Source organism: Streptococcus mitis (assembly GCF_023109105.1).
In the GTDB taxonomy this organism is placed as follows: domain Bacteria; phylum Bacillota; class Bacilli; order Lactobacillales; family Streptococcaceae; genus Streptococcus; species Streptococcus mitis_BW.
This window is the reverse complement of record NZ_JALDTZ010000016.1, coordinates 1-23,047: the sequence shown is the minus strand read 5'-3', so window position 1 is coordinate 23,047 and position 23,047 is coordinate 1. Positions and strand designations below refer to the sequence as shown.

Annotated in this window: 17 protein-coding genes; 5 read left to right on the top strand and 12 right to left on the bottom strand. The window is 40.6% G+C overall.

The window, feature by feature from the left end; all coding sequences use genetic code 11:
• Nucleotides 1-15: 15 nt before the first annotated feature.
• Nucleotides 16-864 carry an SAM hydrolase/SAM-dependent halogenase family protein gene (locus M1F37_RS08570; RefSeq protein ID WP_247935473.1) on the bottom strand — a complete coding sequence of 283 codons (849 nt, stop codon included), beginning with the start codon at nucleotides 862-864 and terminating at the stop codon, nucleotides 16-18.
• A gap of 188 nt (nucleotides 865-1,052) precedes the next feature.
• Here M1F37_RS08570 and trkA point away from each other — a divergent pair, with 188 nt between their 5' ends.
• Entirely contained in the window at nucleotides 1,053-2,402 is a 1,350-nt protein-coding gene (gene trkA / locus M1F37_RS08565) for a Trk system potassium transporter TrkA (protein WP_247935472.1), read from the top strand.
• 3 nt (nucleotides 2,403-2,405) lie between these two features.
• Nucleotides 2,406-3,845, top strand: coding sequence for a TrkH family potassium uptake protein (locus M1F37_RS08560; RefSeq protein WP_247935471.1), 1,440 nt, complete (start codon nucleotides 2,406-2,408; stop codon nucleotides 3,843-3,845).
• Between the two features lie 216 nt (nucleotides 3,846-4,061).
• Here the strand turns inward: M1F37_RS08560 and pflB are convergent, their stop codons facing one another.
• Entirely contained in the window at nucleotides 4,062-6,386 is a 2,325-nt protein-coding gene (gene pflB, locus M1F37_RS08555; protein ID WP_247935484.1) for a formate C-acetyltransferase, read from the bottom strand.
• Between the two features lie 237 nt (nucleotides 6,387-6,623).
• Here pflB and dinB point away from each other — a divergent pair, with 237 nt between their 5' ends.
• Nucleotides 6,624-7,685 carry a DNA polymerase IV gene (dinB, locus tag M1F37_RS08550; protein ID WP_247935470.1) on the top strand — a complete coding sequence of 354 codons (1,062 nt, stop codon included), beginning with the start codon at nucleotides 6,624-6,626 and terminating at the stop codon, nucleotides 7,683-7,685.
• Between the two features lie 32 nt (nucleotides 7,686-7,717).
• On the opposite strand, the gene M1F37_RS08545 is transcribed toward dinB, so the two are convergent.
• Nucleotides 7,718-8,563, bottom strand: a complete 846-nt coding sequence (locus tag M1F37_RS08545; protein WP_203175561.1) for an undecaprenyl-diphosphate phosphatase — start codon at nucleotides 8,561-8,563, stop codon at nucleotides 7,718-7,720.
• A 62-nt stretch (nucleotides 8,564-8,625) separates the two neighbouring features.
• Entirely contained in the window at nucleotides 8,626-10,515 is a 1,890-nt protein-coding gene (locus M1F37_RS08540; RefSeq protein ID WP_247935469.1) for a DUF2207 domain-containing protein, read from the bottom strand.
• Between the two features lie 138 nt (nucleotides 10,516-10,653).
• Here M1F37_RS08540 and M1F37_RS08535 point away from each other — a divergent pair, with 138 nt between their 5' ends.
• Together M1F37_RS08535 and M1F37_RS08530 are read left to right on the top strand one after the other, a co-directional pair.
• Nucleotides 10,654-12,219, top strand: a complete 1,566-nt coding sequence (locus M1F37_RS08535) for an ABC transporter substrate-binding protein/permease (protein ID WP_247932087.1) — start codon at nucleotides 10,654-10,656, stop codon at nucleotides 12,217-12,219.
• Nucleotides 12,219-12,983, top strand: coding sequence for an amino acid ABC transporter ATP-binding protein (locus M1F37_RS08530; RefSeq protein WP_247935468.1), 765 nt, complete (start codon nucleotides 12,219-12,221; stop codon nucleotides 12,981-12,983). Before M1F37_RS08535 ends, M1F37_RS08530 begins: the two co-directional genes overlap by 1 nt.
• Nucleotides 12,984-13,157: 174 nt before the next feature.
• On the opposite strand, the gene M1F37_RS08525 is transcribed toward M1F37_RS08530, so the two are convergent.
• The 8 genes from M1F37_RS08525 to rpsL all read right to left on the bottom strand — a co-directional run bounded on the left by M1F37_RS08525 (nucleotide 13,158) and on the right by rpsL (nucleotide 22,756).
• Nucleotides 13,158-13,373: a hypothetical protein gene (locus tag M1F37_RS08525; protein WP_001130036.1), complete on the bottom strand. Its 216-nt coding sequence runs from the start codon at nucleotides 13,371-13,373 to the stop codon at nucleotides 13,158-13,160.
• A gap of 835 nt (nucleotides 13,374-14,208) precedes the next feature.
• Complete coding sequence (ilvA, locus tag M1F37_RS08520) at nucleotides 14,209-15,459, bottom strand: threonine ammonia-lyase IlvA (protein WP_247935467.1); 1,251 nt, start codon at nucleotides 15,457-15,459, stop codon at nucleotides 14,209-14,211.
• Nucleotides 15,460-15,686: 227 nt separating this feature from the next.
• On the bottom strand, nucleotides 15,687-16,709 hold the full coding sequence (ilvC, locus tag M1F37_RS08515) for a ketol-acid reductoisomerase (protein WP_000290683.1): 1,023 nt from the start codon (nucleotides 16,707-16,709) through the stop codon (nucleotides 15,687-15,689).
• Between the two features lie 173 nt (nucleotides 16,710-16,882).
• Nucleotides 16,883-17,359 carry an acetolactate synthase small subunit gene (ilvN, locus tag M1F37_RS08510; RefSeq protein ID WP_001253803.1) on the bottom strand — a complete coding sequence of 159 codons (477 nt, stop codon included), beginning with the start codon at nucleotides 17,357-17,359 and terminating at the stop codon, nucleotides 16,883-16,885.
• Entirely contained in the window at nucleotides 17,352-19,052 is a 1,701-nt protein-coding gene (locus tag M1F37_RS08505; protein WP_247935466.1) for an acetolactate synthase large subunit, read from the bottom strand. Before M1F37_RS08505 ends, ilvN begins: the two co-directional genes overlap by 8 nt.
• 324 nt (nucleotides 19,053-19,376) lie before the next feature.
• A complete protein-coding gene (gene fusA, locus M1F37_RS08500; RefSeq protein WP_000090348.1) occupies nucleotides 19,377-21,458 on the bottom strand; it encodes an elongation factor G in 2,082 nt (693 codons plus the stop codon).
• A 394-nt stretch (nucleotides 21,459-21,852) separates the two neighbouring features.
• Nucleotides 21,853-22,323 carry a 30S ribosomal protein S7 gene (gene rpsG, locus M1F37_RS08495; protein WP_000087873.1) on the bottom strand — a complete coding sequence of 157 codons (471 nt, stop codon included), beginning with the start codon at nucleotides 22,321-22,323 and terminating at the stop codon, nucleotides 21,853-21,855.
• A gap of 19 nt (nucleotides 22,324-22,342) precedes the next feature.
• Nucleotides 22,343-22,756 carry a 30S ribosomal protein S12 gene (rpsL, locus tag M1F37_RS08490; protein ID WP_001142332.1) on the bottom strand — a complete coding sequence of 138 codons (414 nt, stop codon included), beginning with the start codon at nucleotides 22,754-22,756 and terminating at the stop codon, nucleotides 22,343-22,345.
• Between the last annotated feature and the right edge of the window lie 291 nt (nucleotides 22,757-23,047).

Below are 23,047 nucleotides of genomic sequence, written 5' to 3'. Positions count from 1 at the left end.
CTATATTCTCCTATTTTATGATTCTATTTTCTTTATTTCAATGGTCCAAGATGAACCGACACCCACATTATAGGCCTTGGCAAAGGAACCTTGGTTGATAGCCAGACCCAAACGATAGAGAGAGTTAATGTAAAGGATTGGCTGTCCAATTCTCACATCTGCAAATGATTTGCCATAGACAACCTGATTTTGATAGACCAGCATATCAGCATGATAGATAGTCACTTCAAAACGATCACCGAATGCTGGTTCCAGCTTGTAAAATTCTTCTCGCGTGATAGAGGTCCAAAGCGAACCAAAACGCACATCCAGAATATCAATGGCTCCCTTCACTAGATGATCTTCTATGACGGTCTCTACGACTGGAAGCTCCACAATCTGATCCACACTGAGCTCTGGCCCCACTTCCTCAAAAGTAATGTGACCACTGGCTAATTTAGCACCAGTATAAGCATAAACATCACGACCGTGGAAGGTATAAGAATGCTCTGTATTTTGACGTCTATTGGCCACTTCAGAAATCTCACGAATAGCTACAATACCAACGTGTTTCTTGATAAAAGAAAGCGTCCCATTGTCTGGCGTGACAATGTATTGATTTTTTGCAGTCTTGGCAACCACACTCTTACGTTTCGAGCCTACACCTGGATCGACAACCGATACAAAAGTCGTTCCCTCAGGCCAGTAATCTACCGTCTGAAAGAGACGGTAACTCCCCTCAAAAATATTATAAGGCGTGATATCGTGCGTCAAGTGATGAATTTTTAAGGTTGGAGATTCTTCTAAAGCCACTCCAATCATAGCCGATACCGCACCATCAACCAGACCGAAGTCTGATTGTAATACCAGTAAATTATTATTCATTTTATCTCCTTGTATATCCTTTATCATACCATATTTCAGAGAAAGGTGCTAATAGCTATTTTAATTGCTTAGGGTATAGTTTTACCTTATAGCAAATTTCCTACTAAAAACTCTGGTTATTAGCTAGTAGGTGCATTTTTTCTTGAAAAAGGGTATGATAGTTACATCATGAAAAAGTAGGTTTTAATATGAAAATTATCCTTGTCGGAGGGGGAAAAGTTGGTTTTGCCCTCTGTCGCTCCTTGGTTGCAGAAAAGCACGATGTTTTGCTGATTGAACAAGACGAAGCCGTCCTCAATCATATCGTCAGTCGTTTTGATATCATGGGTATCCTTGGTAACGGAGCTGATTTTACCATTCTTGAGCAAGCCAGTGTCCAAGATTGTGATATCTTTATCGCCTTGACTGAGTACGATGAAGTGAACATGATCGCAGCAGTTCTAGCCAAGAAAATGGGGGCTAAAGAGACCATTGTTCGGGTGCGCAATCCTGAATACTCTAACTCTTATTTCAAAGAAAAGAATATTCTCGGTTTTTCTCTTATCGTCAACCCTGAACTTTTGGCTGCTCGTGCTATCGCCAATATCATTGACTTCCCCAATGCCTTATCTGTCGAGCGCTTTGCTGGTGGACGCGTTAGCCTCATGGAATTTGTCATCAAGTCCACCAGCGGTCTTTGCCAAATGCCCATTTCTGATTTTCGGAAAAAATTTGGCAATGTCATTGTCTGCGCGATAGAGAGGGATCATCAAATTATCATCCCAAGTGGTGACATGACCATACAGGATAAAGATAGAATCTTTGTCACTGGTAACCGTGTTGATATGATGCTCTTCCATAATTATTTCAAATCTCGTGCTGTGAAGAGCCTTCTCATCGTCGGAGCAGGTAGAATTGCCTATTATCTACTAGGTATTCTAAAAGACAGTCGTATCGAGACCAAAGTCATCGAGATTAACCCTGAAAGGGCACGTTTCTTTAGTGAGAAATTCTCTAATCTCTATATTGTCCAAGGAGATGGTACCGCAAAAGATATCCTACTAGAAGAAAGTGCTCAAAACTATGATGCAGTAGCAACACTAACAGGAGTTGACGAAGAGAATATTATTACCTCTATGTTCCTTGATAGCGTAGGTGTGCAAAAAAATATTAGCAAGGTTAACAGAACTAGTCTCCTTGAAATTATTCATGCGCCTGATTTCTCAAGCATTATAACTCCGAAAATCATCGCTGTAGATACAATTATGCACTTTATTCGTGGTCGTGTTAATGCCCAGTATTCAGACCTTCAAGCCATGCACCATCTAGCCAACGGCCAAATCGAAACCCTGCAATTCCATATCAAGGAAGCTAATAAAATGACTGCCAAACCTCTTTCTCAACTGAAACTGAAAAAAGGGGTTCTTATTGCGGCCATCATTCGAAAGGGAAAAACTATTTTCCCTACTGGGGAGGATATGCTGGAAGTTGGAGATAAGCTCCTAGTAATAACCTTATTACCAAACATCACCAAGATTTATGATTTGATTGCGAGGTAAGAAATGAATAAAAGTATGATTCGTTACCTCCTTTCAAAATTACTTTTGATTGAAGCCATTCTCCTCTTGGTTCCTGTGGCTATTGCTGTCTATTACCATGAATCGAGCCAAGTCTTTACAGCCCTCTTTACAACGATTGGGATTCTCGTATTATTAGGTGGTTCAGGAATTTTACAAAAACCAAAAAATCAACGGATTTACGCCAAGGAGGGAATCTTGATTGTTGCCCTTTGTTGGATTCTTTGGTCTTTCTTTGGGGGGCTTCCCTTTGTCTTCGCTGACCAAATTCCCAGCGTTATTGATGCCTTTTTTGAAATCAGTTCTGGCTTTACAACTACTGGAGCAACTATTCTGAACGACGTTTCGGTTCTCAGTCGTTCCCTCCTCTTCTGGCGAAGTTTTACCCACTTGATTGGAGGGATGGGAGTGCTTGTTTTTGCACTTGCCATTATGGATAATGCCAAAAATAGCCACCTAGAAGTGATGAAGGCTGAGGTTCCTGGCCCTGTCTTTGGCAAGGTTGTATCCAAACTAAAAAACACTGCCCAGATTCTCTATCTCCTTTATCTAGCTCTCTTTTCACTCTTTGTCATCATCTATTATCTAGCTGGTATGCCCCTATTTGATAGTTTTGTCATCGCTATGGGTACTGCGGGTACAGGAGGATTTACCGTCTATAACGATGGAATTGCCCACTATGGCAGTTCACTGATTACCTATCTAGTTAGTATCGGAGTTCTGGTTTTTGGGGTAAATTTAAATCTCTACTACTATCTCATGCTCCGTCGGGTCAAGGCTTTCTTTGGAGATGAAGAACTTCGGGCTTACTTGGTCATCGTTCTAATTTCTACAGGCTTGATTAGCCTTAACACCCTCTACCTCTACCCGGGATTTTCAAAAAGCTTTGAAATGGCCTTCTTTCAGGTTTCCAATATCATTACAACAACTGGTTTTGGATATGGAGATATTACCAACTGGCCCCTCTTCTCCCAGTTTATCCTCCTCTTCCTCATGGGAATCGGTGGCTCTGCTGGTTCAACCGCAGGTGGACTCAAGGTTATCCGAGGCCTCATCCTTTCAAAAATTGCTAAAAACCAAATTTTATCAATCTTATCTCCCCACCGTGTTTTGACCCTCCATGTGAATAAAACGGTAATTGACAAGGATACCCAGCATAAGATTCTCAAGTACTTTGTCATTTATTCTATGATTTTACTAGCACTTATCTTTATTGTCAGTCTAGATAGCAATGATTTCCTGGTTGTGACCAGCGCTGTCTTTAGCTGTTTCAATAATATCGGACCTATTCTAGGAACCACTTCTAGTTTCGCAATCTTTAGTCCTATCTCAAAAATTCTCCTCTCCTTTGCAATGATTGCAGGTCGCTTGGAGATTTACCCAATCCTCCTTCTCTTTATGAAGAGAACTTGGTCTAAGAGATAAAATACAACCACACCTTGTTTCTTACAAAGTGTGGTGTTTTTATTTCAGACCACCTTCCAGAATTCAACGAACTCTTTTTAATACTCCCCCAACTCAAGAAGTATCTTTGAATCCTGGTCAGACATTTCAGTGCCTGACTTATGGAATTTAAGAGCCCAAAAAACAACCCTCAGTCGACTGACCGAGGGTTACTTATTTCATTATTCAAGAACTTGATTAACTCAATGCATCCAAGGCATCATCCATTGAAAGAACTTCGTGGAATACACGTTGTGTCAATTCAGTTTTTTGCTCTGGAGTGAGGTATTTAGTGTTTACACAATATCCAGAGATACGTACGATAACGTCTTCACCTGACATGATTTTTTCGTAAACATCGTTCAAGTCCATAACGTTCAAGTTAACGTGTTGTCCACCGTTTTCGAAGTAACCATCAAGAATTGTTACCAAGTTATCAACTTGTTCGTCACGAGTCTTACCAAGAGCGCGAGGTGAAACTTGAGTAGTCAATGAGATACCATCAGCTGCATAACTAAAGTCAAGGCTAGAAAGTGAGTTCAAGTTTTGCAACCATCCACCTTTAGCTTTATTAGATGGGTTAGCACCTGGTGAGAAGAATTCAAGTTTAGACAAGTTCACAGAACCATCTTCGTTGAGGTATACACCTTTGTGAACTGGTGAGTTACCAGTTTGTTTAGAGTAAGCAACGTTAGATGTGATAGTCAAAAGTGAAACTGTAGCTTCTGCGTCTTTGTAAAGTTTGTGGCTACGTAGACGAGTTGTGTAAGCTTCGATCAACCATTCTGCCAATTCGTTTGAACGAGGATCATCTTCACCCCAACGTGGGTATTCACCGATTGTTTCGTAATCGTAGATGTAGCCATTTTCATCACGGATTGGTTTAACTGTAGCGTATTTGATAGCTGACAATGTATCAACAGTGTTGGCAAATCCACAGATACCGAATCCCATGTTCGCACGTTGTTTAGTTGGCAAGAATGCCATTTGAACAGCTTCGTAGTTGTACTTATCAGTCATGTAGTGGATGATGTTCAAAGCATCTACGTAAGTATCAGTCAACCAGTCAAGAGATTTTTCAAAGTTAGCTTTAACTGATTCGAATTCAAGAACTTCGTCACGGATTGGTTCGATGTCAAATACTTTGTAGTCTTTGTGAACATCGTCGTAACCACCGTTCAAACCAGTAAGAAGGGCTTTCAATACGTTTACACGCGCACCGAAGTACTGGATGTTGTGGCGTTGTTCTTCATTTTCTGGGTCAAGTGGAGACACACAGCATGAGATACAGCTCATTTCACCATATCCGTCTTTAGCCATTGTTGTTACACCTTCGTATTGGATAGAAGAGTGTTTGTGGCTCATGTGCATACAGTAGCGACGGAAGTTGTATGGCAATTTATCAGTCCAAAGAACTGTCAAGTTTGGTTCTGGAGAGTTACCGATGTTGTCAAGAGTGTTCAAGAAACGGTAGTCCATCTTAGTAACACGGTGACGACCGTCGTTACCCATACCAGCCATAGAAGTTGTGATGAAGGTTGGGTCACCTGAGTACAATTGGTCATAAGCTTTTGTACGAGCAAATTTAACTGTACGAAGTTTCATAACGAAATCATCAACGAATTCTTGGATTTCTGATTCAGTAAATGTACCACGAGCAAGGTCACGTTCTGCAAAAATGTCCAATACGATTGGCACACGTCCTAGAGATGTAGCTGCACCGTTGATAACACGGCAGACAGCCATGAAGGCAATGTTTACCCATTGGATAGCTTCTTTAACGTTCATCGCTGGTTTGCGAACGTCAACTCCGTAAAGATCACCCAAGCGTACAACTTGTTGCAATGCTTGGTATTGAAGGTTGATTTCTTCACGAAGACGGATTGTTTCTTCATCGATTTCTTCAACCGAGTTCCAGTCGTTTACTTTTTCTTGCATCAAGTAGTCTGCACCGTAAAGAGCAAGACGTGCGTAAACACCGATGATACGTCCACGTGAGTAGGCATCTGGAAGACCAGTTACAGTGTGAGCGTGACGAGCGCGACGAATGTTTGAAGTGTAGGCACGGAAGATACCGTCGTTAACTGTTGTTACGTATTTAGTAAAGATTTCGTGAACAGCTGGATCTGGTTCGTATCCATTTTCTTTCAAAGTAGTTTCAGCCATACGGATACCACCTTTTGGCATGAAGTTCAATTTGAAGAGTTCATCATTTTGGATACCGAAGATCACTTCGTTTTCTTTGTCGATAAATCCAGCAGGAATATCAGCGATAGATGTTGGACGAGTATCCATTGGGAAACGAGTTTCTTCGTAGTGAGCCTTAGTTTCTTCTACAATTTTTTTGATGTGAAGTGAACGTTCTGTTGGTCCTGCAAGGAAGCTTTCGTCTCCATCGTAAGGTGTGTAGTTAGCTTGTACGAAGCGTGATACACTTGCTTTTTCTTTCCAATCTACGCCTTTGAAGCCTTCCCAAGCTTTGTCAAAAATATCTTGTGCTTCAACAACTGTCTTAACAACCATGTTAATGTCCTCTTTTTTCTTTCTAGTAACAGCCATCTGTTACATTCATGAGACAAGTATACCATACAGTAACCGATTTCAACAAGTGAAAAACCCCTATTTTTACACTTTCTTTTCTAAAACAGTCTATATTTTGTCCCAAACTGTATTATATTTTTGAAAAAATAAAGTCCTTTTTTCTTTTTTTCAGAAAAAACGGTATAATAAAAGAAAATAAGCAGTAAAAAGGTGCTAGGCATGTTGATTTTCCCCTTATTAAATGACTTGTCAAGAAAAATCATCCATATTGACATGGATGCCTTTTTTGCTGCGGTGGAAATCAGGGATAATCCTAAACTCAGAGGAAAACCTGTCATTATAGGAAGCGACCCTCGGCAAACAGGTGGACGGGGAGTCGTTTCGACCTGCAGCTATGAGGCGAGAGCTTTTGGTGTCCATTCTGCCATGAGTTCCAAGGAAGCCTATGAACGATGTCCCCAGGCTGTCTTTATCTCAGGGAATTATGAAAAATATAAAGCTGTGGGACTCCAGATTCGAGCTATTTTTAAGCGCTATACAGATTTAATTGAGCCTATGAGTATTGACGAAGCCTATTTGGATGTAACGGAAAATAAACTCGGGATTAAGTCGGCAGTCAAAATCGCTCGTCTCATTCAAGAGGATATCTGGCAAGAACTTCATCTAACTGCTTCTGCCGGCGTTTCCTACAACAAGTTCTTAGCCAAAATGGCGAGCGATTATCAAAAACCGCATGGTCTGACAGTGATTCTACCTGACCAGGCTGAGGATTTTCTTAAACAAATGGATATTTCCAAGTTTCATGGAGTAGGAAAAAAGACAGTAGAACGTCTTCATCAAATGGGTGTTTTTACTGGTGCTGATTTACTTGACGTCCCTGAAGTGACCCTAATAGACCGCTTTGGCAGACTGGGCTATGACCTGTATCGAAAGGCTCGTGGTATTCACAATTCCCCAGTCAAATCCAATCGTATCCGTAAATCAATCGGGAAGGAGAAAACCTATGGAAAGATTCTACGTGCCGAAGAAGACATCAAAAAAGAGCTGACTCTCCTATCAGAAAGAGTCGCTCTCAATCTACATCAACAAGAAAAAGCTGGAAAAATTGTCATTTTGAAAATCCGCTACGAGGACTTTTCAACTCTTACTAAACGAAAAAGTCTTGCTCAAAAAACACAGGATGCTAGTCAGATAAGCCAAGTAGCCCTACAACTCTATGAAGAATTAAGCGAGAAAGAAAGAGGGGTCCGCCTGTTGGGGATTACCGTGACTGGATTTTAAAACCTTGAAGAGCTGAGTCTTCAAGGTTTTTCTTATACAAATAAACGAACAAAACTGTAAAGCAACAAGACACTACCAAGTACGATACGGTATTTACCGAAAAGGGTAAAGTCGTGTTTTTTCACATAGCTGGTCAAGAAACGAATAGCGACCATGCTGACTGCAAAGGCGACTCCCATCGCAACCAAGAGCAAGAACAATTGCCCAAAGCTCAAGAGTTGTCCTGCTTTCACAAATTTGAAAATCTTTAAGGCACTAGCTCCAAACATAACAGGAATCCCTAGATAGAAGGTAAATTCTGTCACAACAGAACGACTGGTTCCATTTAACAAACCACCGACAATTGTGGCCCCAGAACGACTTGTCCCTGGTAAAAGGGCAAGAACTTGGAAGAGGCCGATATAGAAGGCTGTCGTATAAGGAAGCTTGTCCAACTCTGTTACACTTGGCTCGATAGCACGCGCTTTATTGCGCTTTTCCAAGTAGATAAAGGCAATCCCATAGATAATCAACATGAGAGCAACAGATACCATGTTATGGAAGTGGGTATCAAACCAATCATCAAATTTAAAGACGGCAAGTAAAGGCAAAGTGGCAACCAAAACCTTCAACCACAGTCTCCAAGTCTTACGAACTTCCTGCTTGTCCTTAGTCGGTTTAAAAGGATTGAGCTTATTAAAGTAAATGACCATGACCGCCAAAATAGCACCAAGCTGAATCACGACATTAAACATGGACATAAATGCTTCATTTTGATTTTGGTATTGGATAAATTCCTCTGCTAAAATCAAGTGACCTGTACTGGAAATCGGCAACCATTCCGTAATTCCTTCAACAATACCGAAGAAGATAGATTTTAAAATTTCAATAAGATACATAGATTACTCCTTTTTTTCTATCTTCCATTATAGCATATTTTTTCAGCCTATGGCAGTTCTCTTTAAAAGGCGCCGATACTGCCACCGCCTCCTCCTCCAGAGAAGCCACCGCCTGAACTTCCACTTCCAGAAGATACGGAGTAGGTGCTTGCTGTATTTGCGACACTAGCATAATGACTCATTTGCGCACTTGAATGATAAAACATACTATGCCAGCCATAAGCTACATAGAGATTGATATCTGGATTTTCTACTTGGATATGATGAACCTTCATCAAATGACTGACCTTGTCCGCATAGCCAAATAAGGTCGCATAGACCAAGAGGCGATTCCAAACTACAATACTTTCCAGTTCAGCCTGATCCAATCTCGCAATCTCACGCAACATATTTTCAAAACTAGTCCAGAGATAGTAGACTTCAGCCCCTGCTTCATTTAGAACACCATCACGATTATCTAGTCGAAGCTTCCAATAATAGAAAACAGCCAAAACCAAACCTAGAAAACCAAGTATTGGCAAGGGGAGGTAAAGATAGCCATAAACGTCCAAACTGTACAAGAACAAACCAAATCCGATAAATAGAGGCAAGATAGTCAAGACACCCATACCCACTTGCAAGGCCTTTTCCCCACCAGTTAAAGGACGATAGTAATCTGGGAGTCCCCAGAAGGAAACTCGCTTTCTCACTCCTTCTTGCATCTCTTTTAATACTTCTTCAAAAGAAGATTTGAGCTGAAGCCCTCTTGCTCGAATGCGTTTTTCATCAGAGACTTTTGCTCTACGATAAAGACTATCAGATACCTTGTAATCCGCAAACAAATCGGAAAGAGTTGCTTCTTTTTTTCCTGAAAAGGCCAGATTTAAGCAGTCTTTCTCAAAACTTGACAAACCATCTTCTTTTACCAGCCTTAACCCAACTGCATCTCCTTCTGAAATAATAGAGACATTCCCACGGTCTATCACATCTAGCAAGGTAGCTTGAATAAGTTGGTCAAAGGTGAATTTGCCAGCTCCTTTTGTTAGAGGACTCACTTCCTCCAAGGAGGTCGAGTAGACAGCCTCTGATAAAACCATAGGCTCTAATTCCATTGGTGGTTCATAGAGACGATGATTTTTGGCATATTTAATTGAAGGAGTGGTCTTTCTTCTATAGATAAAATAGAAACAGGCACTCAATAACAAAGAGACGGAAAGTAGGGAAGGGAAAATCCAAGTAACAAGTTGTTTACTTTGCTCTTTTTCTTTAACAATCGAGTCTTCTATCTTATTAAACTCTTCTAAACGATTCCCTTTCAAGCCCTGATCCCTAGCGCTAGCAAAATCGGCCCTAGGCCAATAAGCATGCAACTCAACTCCACGCTTAGGCGGAAGATTGTCCAAACGAATCGTATAATCAAGGTTACTCTTTTCAATCGCTCCCTCTCTAAAAAGTTTCCCTGTATGGAAAAAGAGTTTTTCAGCCCCCTTGTCTCCCCTTACATGAAATTCAAACTTTCCAATAGCCCCTGAACTATCTGTCAAAGGTTGCCAATTTAATTCAGCGATGTCATCATACAGGAAAAGCAAATTTTTTAAGTTCCAAGTGACATCAACTTCAACTGTGTCGCCTTCTTGACCTGGATTATAAACTTTAACAGTATAACCATCTGCTCCTTCTATCACTTCGCTAGTAACATCTGTCAATTCAGCGCCGTTTTTCGATGCCTGAACTTTTGGATGAGAATCAATGTCAAATCCGCTAGGCATCTTGCCAGCACGTCCAAGTCCCACGATTTGGCCCTTAAAGTCCTCCTCAAACTGATAAACTATCTTCTGTCTAAATTCCGCCGTATTGTCTGCATGAATATACAAATCCCCTTGATAGGAGTTTATCTTAAAATCAATGGCAAAAACAGAGAGTGGCAGAAGGCAAAACAAGCCTAACACTAGTAAGAAAAAAGTTTTTTTCATCAACTAATCCCCCTTTTTATCTTTGCTATCATTATATCATTTTTTCGTAAGTAAAGACTTACTTGTATTGAAAAATAGAGTTTTTTTCGATAAAATAGGAGACAGTTATTTTTTAATAGATTAGAAATAGGAGAAATCATGAGAAAAATATACTTATCTATTTTCACAAGTCTCTTGCTGATGCTTGGACTTGTCAATGTTGCTCAAGCTGATGAATATTTACGCATCGGGATGGAAGCAGCATATGCTCCCTTTAACTGGACTCAGGACGATGATAGCAATGGAGCTGTCAAAATCGACGGGACTAACCAGTATGCCAATGGATACGATGTCCAAATTGCTAAAAAAATCGCTAAGGACTTAGGTAAAGAACCTTTGGTTGTTAAAACCAAGTGGGAAGGCCTAGTCCCTGCCCTTACTTCTGGTAAGATTGACATGATTATCGCAGGTATGAGTCCTACTGCCGAGCGCAAACAAGAGATTGCTTTTTCAAGCAGTTACTATACTAGCGAACCAGTTCTACTTGTCAAAAAAGATTCTACTTATGCAAATGCTAAATCTTTGGATGACTTTAATGGTGCAAAAATCACCTCTCAACAAGGAGTGTATCTCTACGACTTGATTGCACAAATCCCAGGTGCTAAAAAAGAAACTGCTATGGGTGATTTCGCTCAAATGCGTCAAGCACTTGAGGCTGGTGTCATTGATGCCTATGTTTCTGAGCGTCCAGAAGCTCTGACTGCCGAAGCTGCCAACTCTAAGTTCAAGATGGTTCAGGTAGAACCAGGTTTCAAAACTGGAGAAGAAGATACGGCTATCGCCATCGGACTTCGTAAAGATGACAATCGTATTAGCCAAATCAATGCCAGCATTGAAACCATTTCAAAAGACGACCAAGTTGCCTTGATGGATCGTATGATCAAGGAACAACCTGCCGAAGCTACAACAACTGAAGAGACTAGCAGTAGTTTCTTTAGCCAAGTAGCTAAAATTCTCTCTGAAAACTGGCAACAACTCTTGCGTGGTGCTGGTGTCACTCTTTTAATCTCTATTGTCGGAACTATCACAGGTCTCATTATTGGTCTTGCCATTGGTGTCTTCCGTACTGCTCCTCTCTCTGAAAACAAAGCCATTTATGGCCTACAAAAACTAGTCGGCTGGATCCTCAATGTCTACATTGAAATTTTCCGTGGCACCCCAATGATCGTTCAATCGATGGTTATTTACTATGGAACTGCCCAAGCTTTCGGTATCAACCTTGACCGCACACTGGCTGCTATCTTCATCGTTTCGATCAACACCGGAGCCTACATGACTGAAATCGTCCGTGGTGGTATCCTAGCGGTTGACAAGGGACAATTTGAAGCTGCGACTGCTCTTGGTATGACTCATAACCAAACCATGCGTAAGATTGTCCTACCTCAGGTTGTCCGTAATATCCTACCAGCAACTGGTAATGAATTTGTCATCAATATCAAAGATACATCTGTATTGAACGTTATCTCTGTTGTCGAACTTTATTTCTCAGGAAATACCGTGGCAACTCAAACTTATCAATACTTCCAGACATTTACAATCATCGCCGTGATTTACTTTGTCCTCACCTTCACCGTAACACGTATCCTACGCTTCATCGAACGCCGCATGGACATGGATACCTATACTACAGGTGCTAACCAAATGCAAACGGAGGATTTGAAATAATGACCCAAGCAATCCTTGAAATTAAACACCTCAAAAAATCCTATGGACAAAACGAAGTGCTAAAAGACATTTCTCTGACTGTCCACAAGGGAGAGGTAATCTCTATCATCGGAAGCTCTGGAAGCGGGAAATCAACCTTCCTACGCTCCATTAACCTACTCGAAACACCAACTGATGGACAAATCCTTTATCATGGACAAAACGTCCTCGAAAAAGGCTATGACCTCACGCAATACCGTGAAAAGTTAGGAATGGTGTTCCAATCTTTTAACCTCTTTGAAAATCTCAACGTGCTTGAAAACACAATCGTTGCTCAGACAACTGTCCTTAAACGTGAACGTACAGAAGCTGAAAAGATTGCCAAAGAAAACTTGGAAAAGGTCGGCATGGGAGAACGCTACTGGCAAGCGAAACCAAAACAACTCTCAGGTGGTCAAAAACAACGTGTGGCCATCGCTCGTGCCCTCTCCATGAATCCAGACGCTATTCTCTTTGATGAACCAACATCAGCTCTCGATCCAGAAATGGTTGGAGAAGTCCTCAAAATCATGCAGAATCTCGCTCAGGAAGGCTTGACTATGATTGTCGTGACCCACGAAATGGAATTCGCTCGTGATGTCTCTCACCGTGTTATCTTTATGGATAAAGGTGTTATTGCTGAAGAAGGTAAACCAGAAGACCTCTTCACCAATCCTAAAGAAGACCGAACAAAAGAATTCCTTCAACGTTATCTCATACTCAATGAAAATCAAAGAGCAAACTAGGAAACTAGCTGCAGGCTGTACTCGAGTACGGCAAGGCGACGTTGACGTGGTTTGAATTTGATTTTCGAAGAGTATCAAATAAAAAGAAAAGGCTGCATCAACTTTGTGCAGTCTTTTTGCTGACCCAAAAATGAAAAGGCAGACCCAATTCAAGAATCCGCCATTATCCAAAGATTAATCTTCAAATTTTTCATGATTTTTTTCATAGAAATCAATTAAACCTAGAGCTGTTTCAAATGAAATATTTTTTACTTTTGCACGACCCTGCGCTAGAGCAATGATAGACATTTCACGCGCATTCGTTTCTTTAGAGATACGGTAGCCTGTGATCTTCTTATCACGAACCCAGCCAACAACTGATTCTACTTTTTCAAAGTTTGACTTAGCCATGTCCTTCTCCTATTTTCTTCTTTACGATATTTAATTGTATACGTTTTTATGCTTTTTGTCAATAAAAAAACATATATTCAATAAAATTAATGATTTATTTTTCTGTTACTATCTTATTAAAGCTTATAATATATAGGTTTTTACTTACTATAAACCATTAGTAAATACCTTTAAAATAATTGCATTATTAACTCTTTTGTTTGTAAAAATATTCATAATTTACAAATACCAATCCTTGATAGATTAGACAGGTTTTACCTTCAACTTTATTCTATTTATCTAACTTTAAAATGATATTTCTAATAGCGGACGACTTTCTCTCCACACTATTACTATCTATTCTTTCTCCTTCTTTGATTTTCTTCCTGTCTGCATAAGCACTTTTCACTTGCTCAACTGCTACTATTTATTTACTTTATCAAGATTCTTTATTTCTTCAAACCTATAAAAAGATGAGTAGTTAGGAAACAATAGTATCCTATCTTCCAACAGTTTCCACTGTTTTTATCTTCTTAGTATCCCATCACTCTTCTCAGTAACCTCAGTATGAGGCATCCCATTAATATTGATTATTTTTTCTAATTCCTATTATATTTAGCCAAAAATCAGATTAGCTATATATAAAATAGTAGATTCCAAAAAATTCCTTCTATATAACAAGTAATTTTACTCCCTTACTATAAACTGAATCAAAAAATAATAGGTACTATAATGACTTGTGATAGAAATAGCGTAATCGATTTCCTAAGTCCATAGGAATCGCCCCCTTTCTTCACCCTCATTATAGCACCTATACATCAGTTGTGCAAATAATATGATATTTTTTTATTAGTCCTCAGACAAGCATATTATAGAGCGTTTCATTACCATTTAAGTTAATATAAGATGGATCAAAACCTTCCATTCGACGAATCAAGCCTGCATAATCATGCTTATCTGCTAGGGCAATCCCAATCAATACTGGGCCTGTCCCCTTGCTAGCTCGTTTGATATACTCAAAACGTGTGATATCATCATTTGGCCCCAAGATATCATTTACAAACTCACGCAAAGCTCCCGGACGCTGTGGAAAATTGACCACAAAGTAATGCTTGATTCCATCATAAATCAGGGCACGCTCTTCCATTTCTGGCATACGGTTGATATCATTATTTCCTCCAGAAATGATACAACAAATGGTTTTCCCCTTGATATATTCAGCTAAAATCTCTAAAGAGGCGATACTAGCCGCTCCAGCAGGTTCTGCAACAATCCCTTGCTTAGAGTAGAGGTCAATCAAGGTTTCAGAAATCAATCCCTCATCGACACCTACTAAGGTTTGAACATGTTGACGAGTTGCTTCATAGGTCAACTGACCTACCTTTTGCACAGCAATCCCATCCGCAAATTTGTCAATTTCTGTGAGTTTGACAGGCCCACCAGCTTCAAAGGCCGCCTTCATGGAACGCGCTCCATTAGCCTCTACCCCAATGACTTCAATCTCTGGACTTGTTTCCTTGATATAGGTAGAAACCCCAGCAATGAGACCACCACCTCCAACAGGAACCAAGACAGCATCAAAATCAATCGATTCTTTTCGAGCTTCTTCTAAAATCTCATAAGCAACTGTTCCTTGACCCGCTTGAACATGGGCATCATCAAAAGGATCAATAAAGGTACGATTTTCAGAAACTGTAAATTCTTGAGCTGCTTTGGCTGAGGCATCAAAAGTATCTCCAACTAATTTAATAGTTACGAAGTCCCCACCAAAAAAGCGAACTTGTCCAATTTTTTGTTGCGGAGTAGTAATGGGCATAAAAATAGTAGCAGGAATTTTCATTTCATTACAGGTATAGGCTACTCCCTGCGCATGATTTCCCGCAGAGGCACAGACTACCCCACGCTCACGCTCTTCCTTGCTGAGCTGAGAAATGGCATAATAGGCACCACGGATTTTAAAAGAACGAACACGTTGGGCATTTTCTTTTTTCAAATAAATCTTAGCACCATACTTCTCCGATAAATAATGGTCATAATCAAGCGGTGTATTAACAACCACACCGTTCAAGACCTTATGAGCCTTGATTATATCTTTTGAACTTAACATCTTTTTCTCCTAGACTATTCATAATATCACAATCCATCCTCTTATACTCTTCGAAAATCTCTTCAAACCACGTCAACTTCCATCTGCAACCTCAAAGCAGTGCTTTGAGCAACCTGCGGCTAGTTTCCTAGTTTGCTCTTTGATTTTCATTGAGTATTAAAAACAAGATGAATTGATTATAAAAGCGAGTTAGTCCCCCAACTCGCCTTCACCTTAATTTTTATCAATTAGTTATAGATTTTGAATGCATCATCGTCGTTTTTACCAACGAATGGCATTGCTTTACGCAATTCTGCACCAACTTTTTCAATTTCAAGGTTAGCTGCTTGTTCACGGTAAGCAGTCAATTTTGGACGTCCAGCTTTATAGTCATTTACAAAGTCGTTTGCAAATTTACCATTTTGGATGTCTGCCAAGACAGCTTTCATGTTTTCTTTAACTTGCTCAGTAATCACACGTGGACCTGATACATAGTCACCATATTCAGCAGTGTTTGAAATTGATTGACGCATTTTCTTGAATCCACCTTCATAGATCAAATCAACGATTAATTTCATTTCGTGAAGAACTTCAAAGTAAGCCAATTCTGGAGCGTATCCTGCTTCTGTCAAGACTTCGAAACCTGCTTCGATAAGGGCAGTCAAACCACCACAAAGTACAGCTTGTTCACCAAACAAATCTTCTTCAGTTTCTTCTTTGTATGTTGTTTCAAGAAGACCTACACGGGCAGCTCCAACACCTTTACACCAGTCCATAGCAATATTTTTCGCATTTCCTGTTGCATCTTGGTATACTGCATAAAGAGCTGGAACACCAAATCCTTCTTCATAAGTACGACGCACCAAGTGTCCTGGTCCTTTAGGAGCACACATGAAGACATCTACATCTGCAGGAACTTTGATAAATTCAAAGTGAATGTTGAAACCATGAGCAAATCCAACTGCGTTTCCAGCTTCCAAGTTTGGAGCGATTTCTGCTTCGTACAATTCTTGTTGGATTTCATCTGGTGCCAAAATCATGATAACGTCAGCTAATTTAGTTGCTTCTGCTACTGTATAAGTGTCAAATCCATCTTCTTTTGCTTTGTCAAAAGATTTACCTGGACGTACACCGATAATGACATCACGACCTGAATCACGTAAGTTTTGAGCATGCGCATGTCCTTGCGAACCGTAACCGATAACAGCGATTTTTTTACCGTCAAGTGCTGCTACTTTAACATCTTTTTCGTATTCCATTTGAACTGCCATAGTTTTTCTCTCTTTTCTATTATTTATTGCCTTTTAGGCTGGTTTAACAAATTTAAAATATTTTTATACTCAATGAAAATCAAAGAGCAAATTAGGAAGCTAGCCACAGGTTGCTCAAAGCACTGCTTTGAGGTTGCAGATGGAAGCTGACGTGATTTGAATTTCGAAGAGTATTAATCGCGGGTAAATCCAGTGGCACCCGTTCGAGCAATATTGCGAATACCGTATGGTCGAATGACTCGCAATAGGGCTTCGCTCTTTTCTGCATTTCCTGTCATCTGAATGGTAATCGAGCTTGGCGCTACATCCACCACCGTTGCACGGAAAGGTTGAATAATCGCTAGAATCTCAGCGCGCTTCTCAGCTGGCGCTGACATCTTAACCAAAATCACCTCGCGCTCCAAATGAGGCTTGTCTGTAATATCACGAATGCGAATCACATCAATCTGACGATTGAGTTGTTTGATAATTTGCTCCACTTCATCATGTGAAGCCACATCGATAATAATGGTGATACGCGACACATTAGGATCTTCTGTTGCTCCAACAGAGATGCTTTCGATATTAACCTGACGACGAGATAAGACACCTGTAAATCGATTGAGGACTCCTGAACGATTTTGTAGTTTTGCTGTTAACATTCTACGCATGGAACTTCACCCCCAACATCTCATGATTACTCTTACCAGCTGGTACCATCGGTAACACCTGTTCCTTACGAGAAATATCTACCTCGATTAGCATAGGAACATCCTCAGTGATCACTTCAAGGTCTTGAGCCAAGGTCTCAGGATTATCAAACTTATAGTTTTTAATGCCATAAGCCTGTGCCATCAATTGGAAATCAGGAAGGGTATCAAAGACCGACTCAGATGTTCTACCTTCATAGAAGGATTCCTGCCACTGGCGAACCATTCCAAGCGAGTGGTTGTTCAGCATCACCACCTTGATTGGCACCTTGTAAATGTTCAAAATAGCCAATTCCTGATTGGTCATTTGGAAACCACCATCTCCAACAAACAAGACTACTTCCTTATCTGGGTTAGCTATTTTAGCACCGATTGCTGCTGGAATTCCGAATCCCATCGTTCCCAAACCACCTGAAGTCACTAACTGACGTTCATTTTGGTAGGGATAATACTGAGCTGTCCACATTTGGTGTTGACCTACGTCTGTGACCACAATGGCATCCTCATTCGTCAATTCACCAATTCGTTCAATAACAGCTTGCGGTTGAACCACACGCTCTTTCTTGTCATAAGAACGAACACGGTTCTTGTCTTTAGTAACTTTCTCAATCCACTTTTCAGTATTGTTATGAATGATTGGTTCTGCCAGCAACATTTGCAAGGCTTTCTTAGCATCTCCAACTACTGGAATATCTGCACTGATAATCTTGCCAATCTCAGCTGGGTCAATATCAATATGGGCAACCTTAGCATTCTTAGCAAAGGTCTTAGGATTTCCCGTCAAGCGGTCATCGAAACGACAACCAATACTAATCATAAAGTCAGCTTCCGTCATGGCAATATTAGCTGCGAATGACCCGTGCATTCCTCCCATTCCAAGGAAGAGTGGATGACTCGTTGCAATCGTTCCTTGTCCCAAAAGGCTGGTTACCACTGGAATTTGATAGCGTTCTGCAAATTCATTTAATTCTGCAGCTGCTTCAGCATAACTAATCCCACCACCAGCTAGCAAAACTGGTTTTTTAGCCTTAGACAATTGCTTCAAGATTTTCTTGATTTGCATATCATTTGGCTCAAGAGTTGGTTGATAACTTGGTAGGTTCACCTCTGGTGAATAGATGAAGTCTGTTTCCAAAGCAGATACGTCTTTAGGTAGGTCAATGACGACTGGTCCTGGACGTCCTGTGGTTGCGATATGGACAGCTTCCGTAATGATCCGCGGAATATCAGCTGTCTCACGAACTTGATAATTGTACTTAGTGATTGGCATGGTGATTCCCACGATGTCTGCCTCCTGAAAGGCATCCTTCCCAATCCCTGCTCGCGCCACCTGACCTGTAAAGACCAAAAGGGGAACACTGTCGCTCATGGCATCCGCAATCCCTGTAATGGCATTTGTTGCTCCTGGTCCGCTAGTGACGACGGCAACACCCAACTTTCCAGTTGATTTGGCATAACCTTCAGCTTCATGCAAACAACCTTGCTCATGGCGCCCTAGAATGTGGCGAATGCCTTTAAAATTATATATCGCATCATAAAAAGGCAAGACTGCACCACCAGGATAACCAAAGATGGTATCAATTCCTAAATCACGAAGTGTTTCCAAAACTAGGTCCGACCCCGTTTTAGGAGATTCTAAACTGATTTTCTCCATTGTTCCCCTTTCTCTTCTCTTAAAAGTAACTTGTTACTATCATACCATTTTTTCAAGATTTTTCAAGAGAAAAGAAGAAATTTTCTGAATTTTCTATTTTAACGTTTATTTATGAATGTTCTCCTTTTTTTATAAGTTTTTAAAAGGTAATTTATATTCTTTTTCAACTTATTTCTATTTATATTATATATTTCTTTCGTAAATTTCTTTAACTCATTTTTATATGAAATTTTTATGAGTAGATATTTTCAGAATCTATAAAATTTATCGGAACTATACAAAAAAGGAAGCCACTAAGTGACTTCCTTCTAGAGTTAGGACTGATTAGTCTTCACCTTTGTTTTTCTTAATGATTTCTTCTTGTACTGACTTAGGTACATCTTCGTAGTGGTCAAATACCATCATGAATGTACCACGTCCTTGAGATGCAGAACGAAGAACTGTTGCGTAACCGAACATTTCAGCAAGTGGAACGTAAGCACGAACGATTTGGCTGTTACCGTGCGCTTCCATACCATCTACACGTCCACGACGAGCAGTTACGTGACCCATAACATCACCAAGGTTTTCTTCTGGAACAGTGATTGTTACAAGCATCATTGGCTCAAGGATAGCTGGTTGTGCTGATTTAGCAGCTTCTTTAAGGGCAAGTGAAGCCGCGATCTTGAAGGCAGTTTCAGATGAGTCGACATCGTGGTATGAACCATCGTAAAGCTTAGCTTTAACGTCAACCATTGGGTAACCTGCAAGAACACCGTTAGCCATAGATTCTACCAAACCTTTTTCAACCGCTGGGATAAATTCACGAGGAACCACACCACCGACGATTGCATTTTCGAATTCGAATCCTTTTCCTTCTTCGTTTGGAGTAAATTCAATCCATACATCACCGAATTGACCTTTACCACCAGACTGACGTTTGAAGAATCCACGTGCTTGAGTAGAAGCGCGGAATGTTTCACGGTATGATACTTGAGGAGCACCTACGTTCGCTTCAACTTTGAACTCACGACGCATACGGTCAACAAGGACGTCAAGGTGAAGTTCACCCATACCAGAGATAACTGTTTCACCAGTTTCAACGTTTGTTTCAACGCGGAATGTTGGATCTTCTTCAGCCAATTTTTGAAGGGCGATACCCATCTTGTCTTGGTCAGCTTTAGATTTTGGCTCAACCATCAATTGGATAACTGGTTCTGGAACGTTGATTGACTCAAGAATGATTTTAGCTTTTTCATCTGTCAATGAGTCACCAGTTGTAGTATCTTTCAAACCAACAGCAGCAGCGATATCACCTGAGTAAACAGTGTCAATTTCTTGACGGCTATTAGCGTGCATTTGAAGGATACGTCCGATACGTTCACGTTTACCTTTAGAAGTGTTCAATACGTATGAACCTGATTGAAGAACACCTGAGTAAACACGGAAGAATGTCAAACGACCTACGAATGGGTCTGTCATGATCTTGAAGGCAAGAGCTGCAAATGGCTCTTCGTCAGATGCAGGACGAGTTTCTTCTTCGTCTGTATCTGGGTTAATACCTTTGATCGCTGGGATGTCAAGCGGGCTTGGAAGGTAATCGATAACCGCATCAAGCATCAATTGAACACCTTTGTTCTTGAAGGCAGAACCACACAATACTGGGAAGAATTCAACGTTGATAGTCGCTTTACGGATACCAGCTTTCAATTCTTCGTTAGTGATTTCTTCACCTTCGAGGTATTTCATCATCAATTCTTCGTCAGTTTCAGCAACTGCTTCAATCAATTTTTCACGGTATTCTTGAGCTTGGTCAAGGTATTCAGCTGGAATGTCTTCTTCAAGGATATCTGTACCAAGGTCGTTAGTATAGATTTCAGCTTTCATCTTAATCAAGTCGATGATACCACGGAAGTCATCTTCAGAACCGATTGGCAATTGGATTGGGTGTGCATTTGCTTGAAGACGATCGTGAAGTGTGCTTACTGAGTAAAGGAAGTCAGCACCGATTTTGTCCATTTTGTTGGCAAATACGATACGTGGAACTCCGTACTCAGTTGCTTGACGCCAAACTGTTTCAGTTTGAGGCTCAACACCTGATTGTGAGTCAAGAACGGTAACCGCACCATCCAATACACGAAGAGAACGTTGTACTTCGATTGTGAAGTCCACGTGTCCTGGTGTGTCGATGATGTTTACGCGGTGGTTGTTCCATTGAGCTGTTGTCGCAGCAGATGTGATAGTGATACCACGCTCTTGCTCTTGCTCCATCCAGTCCATTTGTGACGCACCTTCGTGAGTTTCACCGATTTTGTGGATTTTACCAGTGTAGTAAAGGATACGCTCAGTAGTTGTTGTTTTACCAGCATCGACGTGAGCCATGATACCGATATTACGAGTTTTTTCAAGTGAAAATTCGCGTGCCATGAGGTTTGTTTCTCCTATTTATTTTTGATTTCTATTCTATTATAACATGATTTTAATAAAAACGGATAGGCAGGACCTACCCGTTCTCAATGTTTTCATGCTATTGTTAGTTTCAACTTGTAGATTTACAAGTTGAATTGAACTTAAGCTAATGTTAGTTAGCTGATTTGAGCTGGAACGGGATGCTGAGTGAAAATGATAAACTTCCTTGTATTCATCGAATACTGCGTCAGTTTCCTATTTTCACTGTGCATCCTCAGCGTTCCTAGCATCATGATTTAGTTGAGCTCAAGCTAAAAGTCTGGAGAAAAAGATGAATCTCATTGGTTGCAATCGCAACCTGCTTTGATTCCCTATTTTCTCTGGGACTTTCTTAACGCTTTCGCATCCTATATTACCAACGGAAGTGTGCGAATGCACGGTTAGCTTCAGCCATACGGTGAGTATCTTCACGTTTCTTAACAGCTGCACCAGTGTTGTTAGCAGCATCCAAGATTTCTTTTGCAAGACGGTCTTGCATTGTGTGTTCACCACGAAGACGAGCGATTGTTACCAACCAACGAAGTCCAAGTGTTGTACGACGTTCTGGACGAACTTCAACTGGGACTTGGTAGTTAGAACCACCAACACGACGTGCACGTACTTCAAGTACAGGCATGATGTTTTCCATAGCTGTTTCAAATACTTCAAGTGCATCGTTTCCAGTAGCTTCTTTGATTTGCTCAAAAGCACCGTAAACGATTGAAGCAGCTGTACCACGTTTACCATCAAGCATAACGCGGTTGATAAGACGAGTAACTAGTTGTGAATTGTAAAGCGGATCTGGCAATACGTCACGTTTTGGAGCTCTATTTTTACGACTCATTTCTCTTTATCCCCTTTCCTTATGCTTTTGGACGTTTAGTACCGTATTTAGAACGGCCTTGTTTACGATCGTTAACACCTGCAGTATCAAGTGCACCACGGACGATATGGTAACGTACCCCTGGAAGGTCTTTTACACGTCCACCACGAAGAAGAACCACGCTGTGCTCTTGCAAGTTGTGTCCGATACCTGGGATGTAGGCAGTAACTTCGATAAGGTTGCTCAAACGTACACGAGCGAATTTACGAAGGGCTGAGTTAGGTTTTTTAGGTGTCATTGTTCCAACACGAGTTGCAACACCACGTTTTTGTGGTGAAGAAACGTTTGTTTGAACTTTTTTATGACTGTTGTAACCAACGTTCAAAGCTGGTGATTTAGATTTTTCTACTTTTGATTTACGCGGTTTGCGAACCAATTGGTTAATTGTAGGCATCTACATTCTCCTGTGTTTTTTTATTTTTGGTGATGATACACTTGGTGACAGCTATCATCTGTGTGTACTTTTGCAACATTTGTCAGCACGTCCCTGTACACTCTTGAGAGACCAAAAGTAAAAAGTACCGTCTATTATTGTAACAAAATTTTCCATCGATTGTCAAGATATTTTTCTTTTTTATTCTTAATTTTAGCTCTTGGTAACTTCTCAGAGTAACTTCCACTTGTCTGACCAAAGTGGAAGTTAGTCTAAAACGGATTTTTATGGTGGAATTAAGTATGAGACGTT

What these genes read in the sequence shown, in the direction of transcription:
- M1F37_RS08570 (WP_247935473.1), bottom strand. Translation starts at nt 864, where the DNA reads ATGAATAATAATTTACTGGTATTACAATCAGACTTCGGTCTGGTTGAT.
- M1F37_RS08535 (WP_247932087.1), top strand. Translation starts at nt 10,654, where the DNA reads ATGAGAAAAATATACTTATCTATTTTCACAAGTCTCTTGCTGATGCTT.
- M1F37_RS08525 (WP_001130036.1), bottom strand. Translation starts at nt 13,373, where the DNA reads ATGGCTAAGTCAAACTTTGAAAAAGTAGAATCAGTTGTTGGCTGGGTT.
- pflB (WP_247935484.1), bottom strand. Translation starts at nt 6,386, where the DNA reads ATGGTTGTTAAGACAGTTGTTGAAGCACAAGATATTTTTGACAAAGCT.
- ilvN (WP_001253803.1), bottom strand. Translation starts at nt 17,359, where the DNA reads ATGCGTAGAATGTTAACAGCAAAACTACAAAATCGTTCAGGAGTCCTC.
- M1F37_RS08545 (WP_203175561.1), bottom strand. Translation starts at nt 8,563, where the DNA reads ATGTATCTTATTGAAATTTTAAAATCTATCTTCTTCGGTATTGTTGAA.
- fusA (WP_000090348.1), bottom strand. Translation starts at nt 21,458, where the DNA reads ATGGCACGCGAATTTTCACTTGAAAAAACTCGTAATATCGGTATCATG.
- dinB (WP_247935470.1), top strand. Translation starts at nt 6,624, where the DNA reads ATGTTGATTTTCCCCTTATTAAATGACTTGTCAAGAAAAATCATCCAT.
- M1F37_RS08505 (WP_247935466.1), bottom strand. Translation starts at nt 19,052, where the DNA reads ATGGAGAAAATCAGTTTAGAATCTCCTAAAACGGGGTCGGACCTAGTT.
- rpsG (WP_000087873.1), bottom strand. Translation starts at nt 22,323, where the DNA reads ATGAGTCGTAAAAATAGAGCTCCAAAACGTGACGTATTGCCAGATCCG.
- M1F37_RS08530 (WP_247935468.1), top strand. Translation starts at nt 12,219, where the DNA reads ATGACCCAAGCAATCCTTGAAATTAAACACCTCAAAAAATCCTATGGA.
- trkA (WP_247935472.1), top strand. Translation starts at nt 1,053, where the DNA reads ATGAAAATTATCCTTGTCGGAGGGGGAAAAGTTGGTTTTGCCCTCTGT.
- ilvC (WP_000290683.1), bottom strand. Translation starts at nt 16,709, where the DNA reads ATGGCAGTTCAAATGGAATACGAAAAAGATGTTAAAGTAGCAGCACTT.
- rpsL (WP_001142332.1), bottom strand. Translation starts at nt 22,756, where the DNA reads ATGCCTACAATTAACCAATTGGTTCGCAAACCGCGTAAATCAAAAGTA.
- M1F37_RS08560 (WP_247935471.1), top strand. Translation starts at nt 2,406, where the DNA reads ATGAATAAAAGTATGATTCGTTACCTCCTTTCAAAATTACTTTTGATT.
- M1F37_RS08540 (WP_247935469.1), bottom strand. Translation starts at nt 10,515, where the DNA reads ATGAAAAAAACTTTTTTCTTACTAGTGTTAGGCTTGTTTTGCCTTCTG.
- ilvA (WP_247935467.1), bottom strand. Translation starts at nt 15,459, where the DNA reads ATGTTAAGTTCAAAAGATATAATCAAGGCTCATAAGGTCTTGAACGGT.